The following is a 16632-nucleotide window of genomic DNA, read 5'->3' as shown; positions in this document are numbered from 1 at the left end:
AGTGGTTTTTGTTTTTTAAACGCCACCAAATCCGCTACTCCATAAAAGGGTTGCAAGATCCAGTTCACAGATAATAAAATCATCTTGATGATCTTTAAAACCTGGTTTATTTTTGAGTTCTTCAATAGCTTTCTCCACCTTTTCTAACGTTGAAAATACTCCGATATATCTTTCATCATCTAAAAAAGTATGGATTGTATAGGAATGGCTGACACTGAAAACAGCATTTAAACCTAATTCTTTGACTGAAATACAGTTCTCATCTATCTCATCACCTTTTTCAATATAGTCACGTCCTATTTCACCAATTACCTCCTCAAACCCATCATTCCAATGTATTTTATCTATAATATAGCAATCTGTAACAAAACAATCGGGATAATCTCTGAATCCAGCCATAAGAACGGCTTTTGCTTTTAACTTCTCCAAATCCTCAAGGCAATTTGAAACGCCCAGAAATTTGGTATTTGTATGGGTTTCATCAGTGTAAGTATGATTTAATGCGTAAATGAAATATTCCATTTTTGAATATGGTTTCTGTTTTTAGAGATAAAAGTATTAAATTCTTAATTGATTTAATATCACTATTAAAATTAAAATAAAATCAGACAACTTTAGAAGCCACCCGATTTTTATAAAATGTATTAGAATATATTGTATCCTAATGTATTACTCAATTTTGATGTTATCAATCTGAACATCATAGATTCCACCATTTCCAGTTTTGATCGCAAACATATCTTTTCCGGCTGTAGTGTTAATATCCGTAATACCTGTAAGGGTAAGCTCCACTAATCTCCACTGTCCGCTTGTATTGATAGATCCTGTGTAAGAGTTAGCACTTTCCACTCCCAAAGTAGCCCCTGTAGAGAATGTACCTAAGTTAAACACATAGAAACCTCCACCTGCTTTGTACACGTTGAAAGAAAGAGTTTTTCCTGTTGCAGTACCTTTGATATACATTGTAATTCTTTTTGGTACAGCTGGGATTCCTGTAGCAGCCACAGAGGTAAATACATAATCGTTAGCTGTAGGAGTTCCTTTGATCTGAAGTGAATTTGTACCGTTATATCCCAGACCCACACCTTGTGTAGCGTAAGGCTTAAGACCGAAAGTATTTACACTTGATAAGAAAGTTGTCCAGTTTTCAAAGTCTGAACCTGCGAAAAGGTTTACAGCAGAAGCAGAAGGAGCATCTGGTTCACCTGGATTGAATCTGTCATTAGGGAAATTAATATCATCAAGATTTCTGATATACGCCTGATCTGTGAAAATTGTTGCATTACTTGAACTGGTAAAACGGCTCAGAAGAAGAACGATTTCACCACTTCTTGCATATTTAGGAGAGATCGGAGATTTCGCAAAAGTTGCATAGTTACTGAAACGAAGATCTAATCTACCTGCTTTTTTATCAGTAATATAACGGTCACCTGTAGCAGATTCATCAGCAAAAGTTTTTGTCAATTCAGGTTCTTCGAACTGAACATTTTTAATTTTCACAAGCTGATTGATGTGAGCACCATTTTTAAGAGCATCAGCGATAGAATTAAACTCTAATGGCTTTATTGCAGTTACTACAGCCTTTTGTCCGTCACAAACTCTTGCAATATAATTGGATACTTTATTAGGGTTGATTCTACCGATAGGATAGTTAGGATCAAAAGAACCTACTTTAATGTTCCCGTTAATACCTTGAACAATCAATCCTTTCAGGTTAATTCTTACTAAAGATCCGGTAGGATAATCAAGATACTGATTTCCACCATCGATGTCAATTTCAATCCCTTGTGTCGGGTTTTCAGGCTTATCCTGAAGGAACATCATTTTATAGATGTTTCCTGATTCATCACTTGAAGAAACATAGGCTTCAACGATATAATCTTCTTTAATGATATCGGCTTCCGTTGGTTTTGCTTTTGCAATAGTAGCAAGATCAGTTAACGGGTGATTAGCTGCTGCAAATTTGTTGGTACATTTAATTTCCGGCACCTCATAATCATCAGTTTTTACACAAGACGAGAATGACAGCATTGAAATAGCACTAAAGATCGCCGCTTTAAAATATATATTTTTCATTGTTTTCGATTTTTAATTTTAGTTTTTTAGAATCTGAATTGAAGGTTAACAAAATAAGATCTCCCTTGATTATACCAATACTTTGGTGCGAATACCATGTTTCCGCTGTCATAATCACTTGCATAATCAAGATAGTTAACGTTTCTGGTCTGCTCAAATCCTCCAGTAATATAATTTCTGTTATTAAGGATGTTATTAACAGATGCAGATACCAATACATAATATTTACCAATCACCCATGACTTCCCTGCGTTTACATTGAAGAAGAATGCTGAAGGCAGTTTTGTAGGCGTAAGAACTCTTGCAAGTTCTTCATCGTTTACCTGGTCATAAGGTACTCCCGGTGTATTAGGATTGGTATAGAATCTTGTTGTTCTGGTTACTGGAGACGGATCCAGGAACGAGTGCCCGAAATAGTTCCATGTTGCTCCTATCCACCAGTAATTAGGGCTGTAACGAAGACCTAGCGTATATGCCTCCTGAGGTGTACCTCCTTGTCTGTAGTTTTTAAGCGTTGCTTCACCCATGTTGGTATAAGATCTTGACACGATATTTCCGTTTCCGTCAAGCTCTCTGAATGTTCCAACCGCGTCAGATGCAAAATAAACAGTAGGGTTATTGGTATACGTATATTGTCCTAAACTTAATAATCCACTGGCAGTTAAAGTAGGAGTTACTTTCACCTGTGCACCAAGTTCAATACCCATATTTCTCTTATTGGCTCCAGCCAATACCTGTGTAATGAAAGCACCATCCTGAATTGGAGCCTGATCACCACTCTCAGTAAGGTTTGTGAGTTTAACTCCCTGTGCGAAATACCGTTGTACACTTGTTTCGTTTTGAGTATTAACAAGGTAACCTGTCAGTCTAAGTTTAACAATCGGAGTAGAGATAACATAACTCAAATCGTTGGCATCAACAACAACATTTTTGATCCCAGGAGTTGTAACACCACTTACTCTTGTATTAAAATAAATATCATTTAAGAAAGGAGACTGTGAGAAGTAAGCTCCGTTATAAACCAGGAAGTTTCTCCCGTTAATTTTATAGGTAACCTGACCTTTAACACCTGCATTCCAGAAGTTTTGATCTGCTCCTTTTCCATAAGATGACTCATACAGATAATGCTGGAACAATCCTTCTCTGCTGTTTGTTGTATACCCGAATAATCCGGAAATAAAAACATCAAATTTTCCTGTTGAGAATTTGAAAGCTGGGTTTATTTTGAATTCCTGTCTTCTGAAAATATAGCTGTATCCGATTTTATCACCTTCTCTTTTGGCAACATCAGTGTCGCTTTCTCTTGTATTGAATTTCCCCCAAACACTTCCTGCAGTGGTATTGGATGCAAAAGGATCCATATTCAGGGCAAAATCAGCACCTAAAAGATCGTTTACTTCTCTGTACTGTTCAGATCTGTAGTTCTGGTACGATAAGTTTAAGATAAAACGGGAAGTATCGGTGAAGTTATACGTATAGTGAGTAGATACATTCCATACTTTGTCATCTTTAACATCATCTACAAGATAATATGCAGCTCTTCTTCCGCCAAGTAACGCATTGTACTCTACGTTTCTGTTGGCATTATAAAGATTATCCCAGTTGATCTGTGTGTGTGACTGGTCATCATTCGTCCACCAGTCTCTTGTAATTCCGATGTTGGCACTCTGCTCCGGAGACGGATCTTTATAATTTAACCAATAACTTGGTAGATTACGGTAATAGGTTGGAGACGGGTTATTCGCTCTGTACCAATCCAATCTCGAACTGTATTCTTTCCCAAACTGATAAGAAACAGATGTCCATAGCTGAGAGTTTTTATTAATTTTCCAGAAATCCTGTAATTGGATCATGGGCTGGAAACCTCTTTTTACTCTTTCATTTCTTTTATCTCCGTTTTGCCATCCCCAGTAAGAATTGTAATGAACTCCTCTGAAGTCATATACTTCCTGAGTACTTGGACTTGAAGAACTTCTTGCATATTTAGAACCAATGGCATTTAAAGTCATGGTATGGCTGTCACTGAATTTCTTCTCAATACCAATATATCCACTATATGCATCATAAGCGGTACCATCCTGAATCCCTTCCTGTGCCCATCTTCTTGCAATCATTCCTGTAAATGCCCATCCGTTCTTATTCATTCCGGAAGAGAATCTGTAAGACAATCTGTTGGTATAGTTTCTGTTGGTCAGAGAGTACGTCAGCTGACTTCCTTTTCTGTACTCACTGGCTTTTGTATTCTTATAAAATACTCCGGTAGTTCCTCCGAAAGCATATTCTGAAGGTGCATGGTTCACTGCAATTTCCGGGTAACGGGTTATTTCGTTCAACCCTCCCCAGGTACTGAAGTCTACATCTCCATTATCTGCTGCGGCCATAGAAATCCCGTTGATCATATTCTCCCCTGTTCTGCTATCAATTCCTCTTGGGCGGAACCAGTATGGTCCTAAATCGAAACTTGCAATTCTGTTGAAAACATCCTGAGAAGACTGTAGCAAACCTACAGTTGCGGTTTGCTGAGCACCACCACCATCACTTTCTCCAGAATCTTCTACGATAGCCAATCCTTGATCTGCACCATTCAATGCAGAATAAAGAGTAATTACTCCAAGATCTTTTCTTTTCTCATCACTGGTTACATCAAATTCAAAAATTTTAGTTTCAAAATTGGGTTTTGTAACCATAATCTGATAATGTCCAGGCATCAAATCTTTAAATTGGAAATATCCGATTTTGTCTGCCTTTGCATCATTTCCTGCTCCTTTTAAATCTACACTTGCTTGCTCAACAGGTTTACCGTCTGCATCCTTAAGATACGCAAACACAGTTGTCTGCGCATAATAATATGAAGCAGGCAGCAAAGTAAATAAAGAGATCAATGATAATTTTTTAATCATGAGTATATTTATTTTTTAAATACTTTTCTTGTTAATTTTCAACAGTTTAAAAGTTGGGGGCACAAATTTAATCAAATTTTGTAATTCAGAACTTTTTTAACATTATTTTTTCATAACATTGCAATCTTTTAAGAATCATTATAAAAGAGAGGTTCGAATTACTGCTTTTAAATTTACAAATATTTAAAACGCAGTGAATTAAAAAAAAGTAAATTTGTAATTAATAGAATAATAAAACTCTAAAGAGATGAAGAGATTTTCGAGTCTGTTTGCCATTCTTATTTCGATCGTGGCATTCTCACAACAACAGGGAAAACTGAGAAAAGTAGCTACCGTAGGTTTTTTAAACGTAGAAAACCTTTGGGACACGATCCGTTCAGCAGATTATATTGACGGAACCAAAGACATAAAAAACCCTGCTTTCCACAGAAGTATTCCTATGGATTCAATCCAGTTTCTGGAAGCTGAAAAATATGACGGGCCATGGAGCGATGGTGCATTAAAAGGTAAAAAAGCAGTAAGAATACAAAGTGGATCTGAAGAATTTACCCCGAAAAGTGCCAAGAACTACGGAACTAAAATTTACAAAGCGAAACTGGCTAACGAAGCTAAGGTGATTTCTGAAATGGGATCACAATATACCAAAACAGCTCCGGCAGTAGTTGGCTTAATAGAGGTTGAAAACAGACAGGTCATTCAGGATCTTGTGAACGAACCTGCTTTAAAGAAATATGACTACGGAATTATTCATTACAATTCTTACGACTACAGAGGAATTGATGTGGCATTGATTTACCAGAAAAGAAGGTTCACCCCTACCAATTCATTAAAAAAAGAACTGGTAATTTACGGTGACAACGGAAAAAGAGAATATACCAGAGACATCCTTGTAGTAACAGGGTTTTTAGATAATGAAAAAGTAGCATTTTTCATGAACCACTGGCCTTCAAGAAGAGGTGGTGAAGCGATTTCTTTACCTAAAAGAAATGCAGCCGCTGCATTGTTAAAACAACAGATGGACAGTGTAAGAGCTGCAGACCCAACCACAAAGCTTTTTGCGATGGGTGACTTTAATGATGATCCTGTAAGCCCAAGTTTAAAAAACCACCTGAAAGCTCAGGCAAGCCCTAAAGATTTAAGTGAAGAAACACCTTATCTTAACCTGATGTATCCTTTATATAAAAAGGGAGTTGCTTCTCTTGCGTATCAGGATGCTCCTAACCTGTTTGACCAGATCATCGTTTCTAAAAACGTAATTTCAGATCAGGTGACAAAAGAATATTCTGTATATAAGGCAGAGATTTTTGCACCCGCTTATTTAGTGAATAAAGAAGGAAATTATAAAGGATATCCTTTCAGATCCTGGAATGGAGACCAGTTTACAGGAGGCTACAGTGACCACTTTCCGGCATTTGTAGTTCTTCAGAAAGAACCATAAAAAAAGTTAGGCACTCTTATTGGAGTGCTTTTTTTATGTAAATACCTACATCATGAAAAATATTATTTTATTAATAATGATTGCGTGGATCCCTTTCAGCTGTTTTTCTCAGGAAACCCCTAAGAAAGATAAAGAGCAACATGAAATGAAGCCTTCTAAAAACGAAGACGGTGAATGGGATCTTACGGTCATTGATACTCAGTTTGATTATTTTCTGAACGCTGTGGCTAAGCCCATCAGTCAGTATACAGAATCTTATCTGAAGACAAAAAATACATTTTTGGTCAACGAATGGAACGGCTATTATAATTCCGGCAGATATAGAAATATTATAGAATCCGGGATAGATTATGATCCTCAGGAAAACTACGGGATCAAGTTTGAATATAAATTATACCAGGTTTTCGTGTATGTCAACTGGAAATACAAACTAAGGTTGAACGGGTTAACCGGAAGTGACGCCCTAAGGTAAGTATACATAATTCCCAATAAAAAAGGTTCAGAGTAATTCTGAACCTTTTCATTTTTATAATAGCTGAAAATTATTTATTGAATAATTCCTCTACTTTATCCCAGTTTACTACATCGAAAAATGCAGAAACATAGTCAGGTCTTCTGTTTTGGTAGTTTAAATAATAAGCATGCTCCCAAACATCTAATCCTAAAACAGGTGTTCCTTTAACGTCTGCTACAGGCATTAATGGGTTATCCTGATTAGGTGTAGAAGAAACCGATACAGAACCGTCAGCATTTTTTACTAACCAAGCCCATCCTGAACCAAATCTTGTTTTAGCAGCATCAGAAAAATCAGTTTTGAATTTGTCAAGACCACCATAGTTTTCAATAGCAGCTTTTACATTTCCTACTGGCTCTTTGCTTCCTCCTGGAGTTAAAATTTCCCAGAATAAAGAGTGGTTGAAGTGACCTCCACCATTGTTTCTTACTGCTGGTTTGTCAGTTCCTGTCTGGCAGATTTCTTCAATCGTTTTTCCTGCTAGTTCAGTTCCTTCAATTGCTTTATTTAAATTGTCAATATATGCCTGGTGGTGTTTTGTATGGTGGATTTCCATAGTTCTTGCATCGATCGTTGGCTCTAATGCATCGTATGCATATCCTAGTTTTGGTAATTCAAATGACATAATCTTTATTTTTAATGTTATAATTCAAAATTAGCCAATATTTAAGGGATTATCAAGGATTGTGGATTACTTTAATAAATCTTTAACATTGATATATTGATTTAGACTGAATTAAGTTTTATTTTTTTTATTGAATACTAACAAAAAGCACGAACCTAATGATCCGTGCTTTTTATTTAACAATATTAAATTAAATTTATTTATTCATAGACATCAGGAATTCTTCATTATTCAGAGTTCCTTTGATGTTCTTATTAACAAATTCCATAGCTTCTACAGGATTCATTTCAGAAAGATATTTTCTAAAGATCCACATTCTCTGAGAAGTCACTTCATCTAAAAGAAGGTCATCTCTACGAGTACTGGAAGAAATTAAGTCGATAGCCGGATAGATTCTTCTGTTAGCAATTTTTCTGTCTAACTGAAGCTCCATATTCCCTGTACCTTTAAATTCTTCAAAGATTACTTCATCCATTTTAGATCCTGTGTCAATCAATGCTGTTGCAATAATTGTTAAAGATCCTCCACCTTCAATTTTTCTTGCAGCTCCAAAGAATCTTTTTGGCTTGTGAAGCGCATTAGCGTCTACCCCACCGGAAAGAACTTTACCTGATGCCGGAGTAACCGTATTGTATGCTCTTGCCAATCTTGTAATAGAGTCCAGTAAAATCACCACATCATGTCCACATTCTACCATTCTTTGTGCTTTTGCAAGAACAAGGTTAGCTACTTTCACATGTTTTTCTGCCGCTTCATCAAATGTAGATGCAATTACTTCTGCATTTACACTTCTTTCCATATCTGTAACTTCTTCCGGACGTTCATCGATCAGAAGAACCATCATATAAACTTCCGGGTGGTTGGCAGCAATAGAATTGGCGATATCTTTAAGCAACATTGTTTTACCTGTTTTAGGCTGTGCCACAATCATTGCTCTTTGTCCTTTTCCAATAGGTGCAAATAAATCTACAATTCTTGTCGAAATCGTGGAGTTACTTCCTGCCAAATTGAATTTTTCTTCCGGGAAAAGCGGAGTCAAATATTCAAAAGCTACACGGTCCTTGATGAATGCAAGGTCACGCCCGTTAACTTCTGTAGGTTTCAATAATGAAAAATATTTCTCCCCTTCTTTCGGAAGTCTTACAATTCCTTTAACTGTATCTCCGGTTTTCAACCCATAATTCCTGATCTGTGCTGTAGATACATACACGTCATCCGGAGAAGAGATATAGCTAAAATCTGAGGAACGTAAAAATCCGTAGTTATCGGGTAAGATTTCCAACACCCCTTCAATGCTTACCAATCCATCGAAATTAAATTCTTTTTTATGGTCATGCTGCTCCTCTGCCTTTTCAGAATGTCTGTTTTGATTTTGATTCTGATTTTGGTTTTGATGCTGATGTTGGTTCTGGTTTTGATTTTTATGTTGGTTTCCACCGTTCTGTGGATGGTTATGTCCTTTTTGAGGTCTGTTAGCCTGTTGTTGAGGAGGATTGTTAGGCTTTTCTTCGGCCTGGGCAGGCTCTTGAGATTCTGTGTTTTTTGGAGCTTCTGGTTTTTCCTGAGATACTTCAGTATTACCTGTATTGGTAGAAACTCTTTTTCTTTTCTTTTTAGCTTGAGCAGCGGCTGATGTATCTTCTGTTACGATTGCAGCGGCTTCAGCTTTGGGCTCTTCCTGTTTTATTTCTTCAGCAGCAGGAACCTTTTCTTCTATTTTTTCCTCTTCTTTAGGTTCTACCGGAGCTTTTGTATTTGCTTTTGGCTTGGGGGCTGCCGGTTTTTTGGGGGCAGCTTTTCTTGCCGGGGCTTTAGCAGGTTTTTCTGCTGAGGCCTCTTCAGTATTTACACTGGCGGTTTCTGTGGCGTTGAAATAATCTTTTGCAACTTTAGGGTTAGAAGCCTGAAAGTCAAGAATAGCAAAGATCTTGTCATTTTCATTGCTGGTTCTTGCAACTTTAACGCCCAAATCTTTTAAGATTTTAGTCAGTTCCGTTACGGATTTTGACCTTAACGTTTCTATGTTAAACATATTTATGTAAAAATGTAATTAATTGTGAGTAAGAAAAGTAAGTCCGGTGACTTTGGTTTTCAAGTACATTGTATAATGCAAATCTACACTTATTTTTGAATTGTGCAAAATTTATGTTATTTTTGCCAAGAATTTAATATTCAATGCTACAGAGAATACAAACTATATGGACTTTATTAGCAGTTTTAGCTGCAGTGTTCCTTTTCATAACAGGACAGGATGTTGTCATTTCTGACAGTATTCCCTTGCTTAATATAAGCTGTATCGTGCTTGTTATTACAGGAGCATTAAGTATTTTTAGTTTCAAAAACAGAAAAAGACAAATTTTGCTGAATACCATCAGCATCATTATAAACGTTTTGTTGATTGGTGTATTGGCGTACTGGTTACTAAACTTATCCGGAGGAATTCATTTTCCTGAGAAGGGTATTGAGCCGATTTTCCCATTGCTTGCGGTGATCTGTCTGCTTATTGCAAACATTTACACCCGCAAAGATGAGAGGCTCGTAAAATCTGTAGACAGACTTCGATAGCCTTACAACGATTTTTTGAGTGAGAACAGCTTCTTTTAAGGAGCTGTTTTTTATTTACCTCAAATTCTTATTTAATTTATGTAATTTCATTGCAACTTTTTGATCAGAAATACGACAGATCATATAACTTTTAATAAAAGACAATGAAAAAGCTAACGTATCTTACATTATCACTATTCTCCATACTTACTTTTGCACAGGAGGTTTCCAAGGAAAGAGTAAAAACAGTTCTTTCCACTCTTGCTTCAGATGAAATGAAAGGCCGTGAAATCGGAACTCAGGAAAATGAAAATGCTGCCAACTATATTGCAAAGCTTTTCAAAGAAAATAACCTGGAATACTGTACCGGAAAATCTTATCTGGTTCCTTTTGATTATAATGGAAAAACGGTATATAATGTCTGTGGAATCAAAAAAGGAAAAACGGATCAATATCTTGGATTCTCAGGGCATTTTGATCATATCGGAACCAGTGATAAAACTGGAGACAATATTTACAATGGAGCGGATGATGATGCCAGCGGAATTACCACCCTGGTAGGTATTGCCGATTATTTCAAAAACAAAAAACCGGAATTCTCTATGGTGTTCATGGCATTCAATGGGGAAGAAAAAGGAATGCTGGGTTCAAGAGCTATTTCAACAGATAAAAATCTGGATCCTATTTATAATAAGATGACTGCTCTTTTCAATTTTGAAATGGTGGCTACAGAATCTCAATGGGGAAAAAACGCATTATATATGACGGGAGACGGATTCTCGGATCTTGATGAACTTTTCAATCAAAATGCTGTGAATGGATTAAAAATTAATGCAGATCCTTATGCAAAACAACAGCTTTTCTACCGTTCAGACAATGTGAGTTTTGTAAAAAAGAAAATCATTGCCCATTCATTTTCAACAGTTGATATGACCAAAGCATCTCATTATCACCACGAAAATGATGATATCAATATTGTAGATTTTGATAATATGACCCACATCATCAATAATTTTGGAAAAACACTGGATAAACTGAATCCTAAAAACTTTGCTCCGAAATATAATGACCAGGTGAAATTTTAATGAAACCCTATATGAAAACCGCTGAGATAGCGGTTTTTGCATTAAACAGCCTTAGTCTTTTACTTCCTGTTCTTTAGTCTTATTGATTCAAAAAATAAGATTCAATAGTTGTGAGTTGTAACAAAAAGACATTTTTTGAAACTTATCCATTAAAGTAAAACAGGATTAAGAACGTCTTATCTTTTAATTTTACGTAATTTTGCTATCCAATTTTTTCATTGAATGAACCAATATATTAAAATACTAAAGTTCGCAAGACCCCACCAAAAATACATCTACGGAAGTTTATTTTTTAATCTCCTGTATTCTGTATTTCAAATTGCTTCTTTGGGAACTATTCTACCCGTTTTGGGAATGCTTTTCGGCACCATTGAGGCTAAAAAATACAGCCATGCCCCCGTATATTCGGGAGAAATTTTAGATTTTTTCTCTTATGCAAAAGAATATGCCAATTATTATGTTCAGAGTTTAGTAACCGAGCATGGAGCGCTTAACGTTTTGGCCTGGCTTTGCGTGATAACGGCATTTATGTTTTTACTGAGAAACCTTTTCAGATATTTAGGTTCATTTTTATTGATCAATTATCGTGTGGGTGTTACTAAAGACCTGCGTGGAGCGATGTACAGAAAGATTCTTTCTCTACCTGTTTCTTTTTTTACAGAAAGCAAAAAAGGAGATCTGATGTCTCGTATGTCAAATGATGTGGGTGAAGTTGAAGGGAATATTTTGGGAAGTTTAGTTGAATTAATCAACGCTCCTTTTATGTTGATAAGCACGTTAGTAACTCTTTTCTTTTTAAGTACAGAAATGACACTTTTCTCGCTTTTAGTATTGCCTGTAATGGGAACGATGATTGCTTTAATAGGAAAAAGTCTGAAAAAAGATTCTCACGAGGCTCAAAATGAGATGGGAAATATTTTCTCTATTGTAGACGAAACACTAAAGTCTACAAAGGTGATTAAGATTTTCAGTGCAGAAAAAATAATGGACAACCGTTTTATGCAGTCTATGCAGAAGTGGATTAACAGTTCAATAAGATTAGGAAGAAAAAAGGAATTAGCCTCTCCAATGAGCGAATTTTTGGGCTCCGTTACTTTTTTAATTATTGCCTGGTACGGTGGAAAGCAAATCATTGTAGAACAAAGCATTTCACCTGCAGATTTCCTGGTTTTTCTGGGTATTTTCTTCCAGATTTTACCTCCAGTAAAAAGTTTATCTCAGTCTATTTCGAATGTACAGAAAGGGGAAGCATCTCTTGAAAGGGTGTTAGCAATTCTTGACGCTGATGTAAGAATTGACGAAATAGCGAACCCTGTTTCCATCTCAACATTAAATAAATCAATCGAGTTTAATAATATTGGTTTTTACTACGATAAAGATCATACGATTCTTAAAAACTTCTCACTTTCCATCCAAAAAGGAAAAACGGTTGCTCTTGTCGGGCAAAGTGGAAGTGGTAAAACAACTATTGCCAATCTTTTAGCAAGGTTCTATGATGTTTCGGAAGGAGAAATTCTGATTGACGGAATAGATATCAAGCATTTAAAATTACAGGAATATCGTAAGCTTCTGGGAATGGTAACACAGGAATCTGTATTATTCAATGATTCTGTTTATAACAATATCCTGATGGGTAAACCTGATGCCACCAGAGAAGAAGTGATTGCGGCCGCTAAAATTGCTAATGCAGACACCTTCATCACCAATCTTCCGGAAGGATATGATACCAATATCGGTGATGATGGCGGAAAGCTTTCCGGAGGTCAGAAACAAAGGGTTTCCATTGCCAGAGCAGTGTTGAAAAACCCACCTATTATGATTCTGGATGAAGCCACCTCTGCACTGGATACGGAATCTGAAAGATTTGTACAGGATGCACTGGAAAAAATGATGGAAAACAGAACTTCTTTAGTTATTGCCCATCGTCTTTCAACCATTCAGAAAGCAGACTGGATTGTGGTCATGGAAAAAGGTGACATTGTAGAACAAGGAACACACCATGATCTGATTGCTAAAAGAGGCGTATACCACAAACTGGTTGAACTTCAAAACTTTGACTAATCATTTAACTGAATAAAATGAACCCCATACAAGAGTATTTCTACAGAATCGAAGAGCCTGAAAGAAGTACTCTTTTGTTTTTGCGCGATACTATTTTAGCTTCAGATCCGGAAAATATTACAGAAACATTCAGTTTCGGACTTCCATTTATTAAATACAAAAAGAAAATGCTGTGCTACTTCTATTACAGCAAAAAATACCAAAAACACTATCTGAGTTTTTATCACGGCGACAGACTTGATTATCCTGAACTGATTCAGGATGGCAGAAAGAAGTTCAAAATTCTACTTATCGATACAGAAGAGGATATCCCTGTGGAATTTATATTAAACCTGACACAGGAGGTCAAAAGATATATAAAATAAAGTTTCAGTAAAAATACATCAAAGATTAATAACAGGCAAAACGGTTGTAAATAAAGGCTTTACAGCCGTTTTGTGATTTTTTGGTAATGAGGTAAAAAGCAGGAAAAAGCGAGGTTTGGCAAAAGTAAGGTTACTAAAACGTTACTTTTAAACATTAGAAACAATCGTTTTAAAGTACTGTATTTCAGCTTTTTGCATAGTTTTTCATATTGTTCCGTAGCTCACATAGGTTTAATTTTATCATTAAGAATTGTGAGTATGGAAACGACAAAAAAATCAACATTTAGGGTATTGTTCTACCTTAAAAAGAACGCCCCAAAGAAAAACGGAAAAGTTACGGTTATGTGCAGGATTACTGTAAACGGCAAACAGTCTGCATTCAGTACAAAGCTGGATATTTCCGCAACAAATTGGGATTTGAAGTACGGCAGGGTTTTAGGTAAAAGCCGAGAAGCCCAAGACACAAACAGCAAACTTGAAAAAATTCGTTCAGGTATTGAGGAATGCTATTCCAAAATTATGAAGAACGAGGGGGCTGTAAACAGTGCTAAACTTAAAAATGCCGTTCTTGGGATGGAAAGCGGAGAACTGACCTTTTTCAAATTCTATGAACAGTTCCTATCCGACTATGAGAAAAAGGTTAATAGCGGACTTCGGGTAAATGGCACACGCAGTAAATACAAAATACTTTTAAAACATCTTCGAAATTTTGCACTTACAAAATACGGCTATTCCGATGTGCCCTTTAATGACCTTACACCTGATTTTGTGCAGGACTTTGATTACTACCTGCGTGACGACCAAAGCTTGACACACAACACCATATGGCTTTATATGATTGGATTTACTACGCTTTGCCGATTGGCAATGAGCAGAAAGCATCTTGCTTTTAATCCGTTCAGCGAGTACAAGAATACCAAAAAAGACAAAGACCGTGGCTATCTTTTACGAAACGAATTAGAACAGCTCGTAACGTTCAACTGCGAGAAAAAGAAAGATGAATTGGTTAAAGATTTGTTTGTTTTCAGTTGCTTTACAGGGCTTTCCTATTCAGATATGAAAGGGCTTAAAAACAGCAATCTTCAAGATTTCTTTGACGGCAACCAGTGGATTATTGTACGCAGAAAGAAAACGGCTACATCATCAAACGTGATGCTCTTAGATATTCCAAAAATGATTATTGAAAAATATGCAGGATTGTCAAAGGACGGAAAGGTATTTCCTATACCATCAAATACGATTTGTAATGACAGCTTAAAGAGAATATCTCAACTGATTGACTGCCTTGTAGAAAAGAAGGTAACCTTTCATTTGGCACGTCATACCTTTGCTACGCTATTTTTAAGCGAGGGTGTTCCATTAGAAAGTTTGAGCAAAATGTTAGGGCATAAAAACATTGCCACTACTCAGATTTATGCAAAAATTCTCAACGAGAAAGTCGGAAAGGATATGCAAAAGGTATCGCATAAATTTAAGAGTATGGAACGGTCTTTTGTTTCACAACTCTGAAACCTAATAAAGCAATCAGACAAAGTCAATATTAATCACATTGGCTTTTTTTGTAATTTAGCTATTTATAATAGCTAGACACTCACGGCAATTGCGCAAAGCCAACCATATTTAGTTGTATTAGCGACATTTTATGAGGTTGTAAACAAGTAAAGGCTAGGCTAACAGAACGCAACAACATCAACAATGACAGACAATTTCACTATAGACCAAATCAGAGATGAAATAATAAAATTCAAAAATGATCCCGACTTTCAAAAGTTGGAAAACTTTTATTATTCAAAATCATTTTCAGAAATTTTGGGAGTAAGTAGGCGAGAAATAAGTCATAGCGGTTTCCTTGCTTGGTTACTTGGAAATTTAGAAAGCCATAATTTAGGCGAATTCCCAATCAAAAAATTTTTAGACATCATTTTAAAATTTAGCAATGACAAGTTAAAAAGTAAACACAGCGACCTTTTTAATTCATTTGTTACAGAAGACTACTTAATCGAAAGACTATTCATTAAGTCTGAATACGCAATTAAAAATGTTGGTAGGCTTGATATTTACATCGAATTGACACTTTTAATTGCAGGAAAAACAAAGAACATCAAGTTAGTAATTGAAAATAAAGTTGAAAGCAGAGAGAACAACGACCAAACGAACAGCTACTTTAATTTCTTTAACCCAACAGAAAATGACGACAACATTGTAATCTATGTTTACTTAACACCAATTTCAACACTTGAACTTATAGAATTGACCGAGCCAGAATGCAACTGTAAAGCATTTATTCAAATTAACTATCAATCAATTGTTGATTATTTGATTGAACCTGCTTTAAATCAAAACATTTCGACACGAACACAAAATATACTAACTGAATATTTAAAATCTTTAAGCCAGCCTTCAATAGACGAAGAAGCGGATGGACATAAACAAGAATTAATTATGGCACTTGGAAACGAAGAAAGAAAACTACTATCAAGTTTTTGGGAGAAAAACCAAAAATTAATTTTAGCATCACTTTATGCAATAAGTTCTGACCCAGAACAAGAAAAAGACACGAGAGATAGCATAAGAGAAGCTCTTGACAGTTTGTCTTCTGACAAAGACCGAAGCACATATAACATAAAATATAATGGTGTAGTATTTAAACGAAACTTCAAAAAATCTGATATAGGGCTTCAAACAATAAACTTGCTAAAAGCAAATGGTTTAATTGATCACGATATTGTCAATTATCTTAAAGAAGACAAAAGTTGTAGTTTTCTTCTACTAAAAAAGAAAGAAGATTTTACCGAAACAGAAATCAAATACAGAAAATATAAAACGAATGACGCACCTGAATTAATTTTCAACGGAGAAGAATTTTATGTCGCAAGAAACTGGGGAATTGGGAATATTCATAAACTCATAAATAAATTTACGGACAAATTTCCAGGACTTGAATACGAAACAAATTAGTAGCGGACAGAGAAGCTCCGCCCATAACAGTTTAGCAAAATGTTAAAGCACCACAGCCCACCGCTT

The 16632-nt window shown here is 35.9% G+C and carries 13 protein-coding genes; 8 read left to right on the top strand and 5 right to left on the bottom strand.

Features of this window, described 5'->3' with window-relative positions; translation table 11 throughout:
• Positions 1 to 15: 15 nt before the first annotated feature.
• The 3 genes from ACWPWS_RS23135 to ACWPWS_RS23125 all read right to left on the bottom strand — a co-directional run bounded on the left by ACWPWS_RS23135 (position 16) and on the right by ACWPWS_RS23125 (position 4976).
• Complete coding sequence (locus ACWPWS_RS23135) at positions 16 to 522, bottom strand: DUF7336 domain-containing protein (RefSeq protein WP_454048057.1); 507 nt, start codon at positions 520 to 522, stop codon at positions 16 to 18.
• A gap of 147 nt (positions 523 to 669) precedes the next feature.
• Positions 670 to 2076, bottom strand: a complete 1407-nt coding sequence (locus ACWPWS_RS23130; RefSeq protein WP_454048056.1) for a DUF5689 domain-containing protein — start codon at positions 2074 to 2076, stop codon at positions 670 to 672.
• Between the two features lie 26 nt (positions 2077 to 2102).
• Positions 2103 to 4976 carry a carboxypeptidase regulatory-like domain-containing protein gene (locus ACWPWS_RS23125; protein ID WP_454048055.1) on the bottom strand — a complete coding sequence of 958 codons (2874 nt, stop codon included), beginning with the start codon at positions 4974 to 4976 and terminating at the stop codon, positions 2103 to 2105.
• A 247-nt stretch (positions 4977 to 5223) separates the two neighbouring features.
• Between ACWPWS_RS23125 and ACWPWS_RS23120 the strand changes: the two genes are divergently transcribed.
• Positions 5224 to 6414: an endonuclease/exonuclease/phosphatase family protein gene (locus tag ACWPWS_RS23120; protein ID WP_454048054.1), complete on the top strand. Its 1191-nt coding sequence runs from the start codon at positions 5224 to 5226 to the stop codon at positions 6412 to 6414.
• A gap of 52 nt (positions 6415 to 6466) precedes the next feature.
• Positions 6467 to 6886: a DUF6146 family protein gene (locus ACWPWS_RS23115; RefSeq protein ID WP_454048053.1), complete on the top strand. Its 420-nt coding sequence runs from the start codon at positions 6467 to 6469 to the stop codon at positions 6884 to 6886.
• Positions 6887 to 6956: 70 nt separating this feature from the next.
• Here ACWPWS_RS23115 and ACWPWS_RS23110 read toward each other — a convergent pair whose 3' ends face one another.
• Entirely contained in the window at positions 6957 to 7553 is a 597-nt protein-coding gene (locus ACWPWS_RS23110; RefSeq protein ID WP_034691558.1) for a superoxide dismutase, read from the bottom strand.
• Between the two features lie 196 nt (positions 7554 to 7749).
• Positions 7750 to 9585 carry a transcription termination factor Rho gene (gene rho, locus ACWPWS_RS23105; protein ID WP_454048052.1) on the bottom strand — a complete coding sequence of 612 codons (1836 nt, stop codon included), beginning with the start codon at positions 9583 to 9585 and terminating at the stop codon, positions 7750 to 7752.
• A gap of 143 nt (positions 9586 to 9728) precedes the next feature.
• Between rho and ACWPWS_RS23100 the strand changes: the two genes are divergently transcribed.
• The 6 genes from ACWPWS_RS23100 (at position 9729) to ACWPWS_RS23075 (ending at position 16566) form a co-directional block, all read left to right on the top strand.
• The gene (locus ACWPWS_RS23100; protein WP_209786287.1) at positions 9729 to 10118 is read left to right on the top strand and encodes a DUF4293 family protein; all 390 of its coding nucleotides are present in this window, start codon (positions 9729 to 9731) and stop codon (positions 10116 to 10118) included.
• A gap of 143 nt (positions 10119 to 10261) precedes the next feature.
• On the top strand, positions 10262 to 11182 hold the full coding sequence (locus ACWPWS_RS23095; protein ID WP_454048051.1) for a M28 family peptidase: 921 nt from the start codon (positions 10262 to 10264) through the stop codon (positions 11180 to 11182).
• Positions 11183 to 11404: 222 nt separating this feature from the next.
• On the top strand, positions 11405 to 13243 hold the full coding sequence (locus ACWPWS_RS23090; protein WP_454048050.1) for an ABC transporter ATP-binding protein: 1839 nt from the start codon (positions 11405 to 11407) through the stop codon (positions 13241 to 13243).
• A 17-nt stretch (positions 13244 to 13260) separates the two neighbouring features.
• A complete protein-coding gene (locus ACWPWS_RS23085) occupies positions 13261 to 13608 on the top strand; it encodes a DUF1801 domain-containing protein (protein ID WP_454048049.1) in 348 nt (115 codons plus the stop codon).
• Positions 13609 to 13866: 258 nt separating this feature from the next.
• Positions 13867 to 15117: a site-specific integrase gene (locus tag ACWPWS_RS23080; protein WP_078679701.1), complete on the top strand. Its 1251-nt coding sequence runs from the start codon at positions 13867 to 13869 to the stop codon at positions 15115 to 15117.
• Positions 15118 to 15303: 186 nt separating this feature from the next.
• Positions 15304 to 16566 carry a PDDEXK-like family protein gene (locus ACWPWS_RS23075; RefSeq protein WP_078679700.1) on the top strand — a complete coding sequence of 421 codons (1263 nt, stop codon included), beginning with the start codon at positions 15304 to 15306 and terminating at the stop codon, positions 16564 to 16566.
• Positions 16567 to 16632 lie beyond the last annotated feature (66 nt).

The sequence above is a fragment of the Chryseobacterium sp. Marseille-Q8038 genome (assembly GCF_965111995.1).
The sequence above is the reverse complement of the archived record's forward strand: the minus strand, read 5'-3'. Positions and strand labels throughout refer to the sequence as shown.

What these genes read in the sequence shown, in the direction of transcription:
- ACWPWS_RS23080 (WP_078679701.1), top strand. Translation starts at nt 13,867, where the DNA reads ATGGAAACGACAAAAAAATCAACATTTAGGGTATTGTTCTACCTTAAA.
- ACWPWS_RS23075 (WP_078679700.1), top strand. Translation starts at nt 15,304, where the DNA reads ATGACAGACAATTTCACTATAGACCAAATCAGAGATGAAATAATAAAA.
- ACWPWS_RS23130 (WP_454048056.1), bottom strand. Translation starts at nt 2,076, where the DNA reads ATGAAAAATATATATTTTAAAGCGGCGATCTTTAGTGCTATTTCAATG.
- ACWPWS_RS23085 (WP_454048049.1), top strand. Translation starts at nt 13,261, where the DNA reads ATGAACCCCATACAAGAGTATTTCTACAGAATCGAAGAGCCTGAAAGA.
- ACWPWS_RS23135 (WP_454048057.1), bottom strand. Translation starts at nt 522, where the DNA reads ATGGAATATTTCATTTACGCATTAAATCATACTTACACTGATGAAACC.
- ACWPWS_RS23115 (WP_454048053.1), top strand. Translation starts at nt 6,467, where the DNA reads ATGAAAAATATTATTTTATTAATAATGATTGCGTGGATCCCTTTCAGC.
- ACWPWS_RS23100 (WP_209786287.1), top strand. Translation starts at nt 9,729, where the DNA reads ATGCTACAGAGAATACAAACTATATGGACTTTATTAGCAGTTTTAGCT.
- ACWPWS_RS23125 (WP_454048055.1), bottom strand. Translation starts at nt 4,976, where the DNA reads ATGATTAAAAAATTATCATTGATCTCTTTATTTACTTTGCTGCCTGCT.
- ACWPWS_RS23095 (WP_454048051.1), top strand. Translation starts at nt 10,262, where the DNA reads ATGAAAAAGCTAACGTATCTTACATTATCACTATTCTCCATACTTACT.
- ACWPWS_RS23120 (WP_454048054.1), top strand. Translation starts at nt 5,224, where the DNA reads ATGAAGAGATTTTCGAGTCTGTTTGCCATTCTTATTTCGATCGTGGCA.
- rho (WP_454048052.1), bottom strand. Translation starts at nt 9,585, where the DNA reads ATGTTTAACATAGAAACGTTAAGGTCAAAATCCGTAACGGAACTGACT.
- ACWPWS_RS23090 (WP_454048050.1), top strand. Translation starts at nt 11,405, where the DNA reads ATGAACCAATATATTAAAATACTAAAGTTCGCAAGACCCCACCAAAAA.
- ACWPWS_RS23110 (WP_034691558.1), bottom strand. Translation starts at nt 7,553, where the DNA reads ATGTCATTTGAATTACCAAAACTAGGATATGCATACGATGCATTAGAG.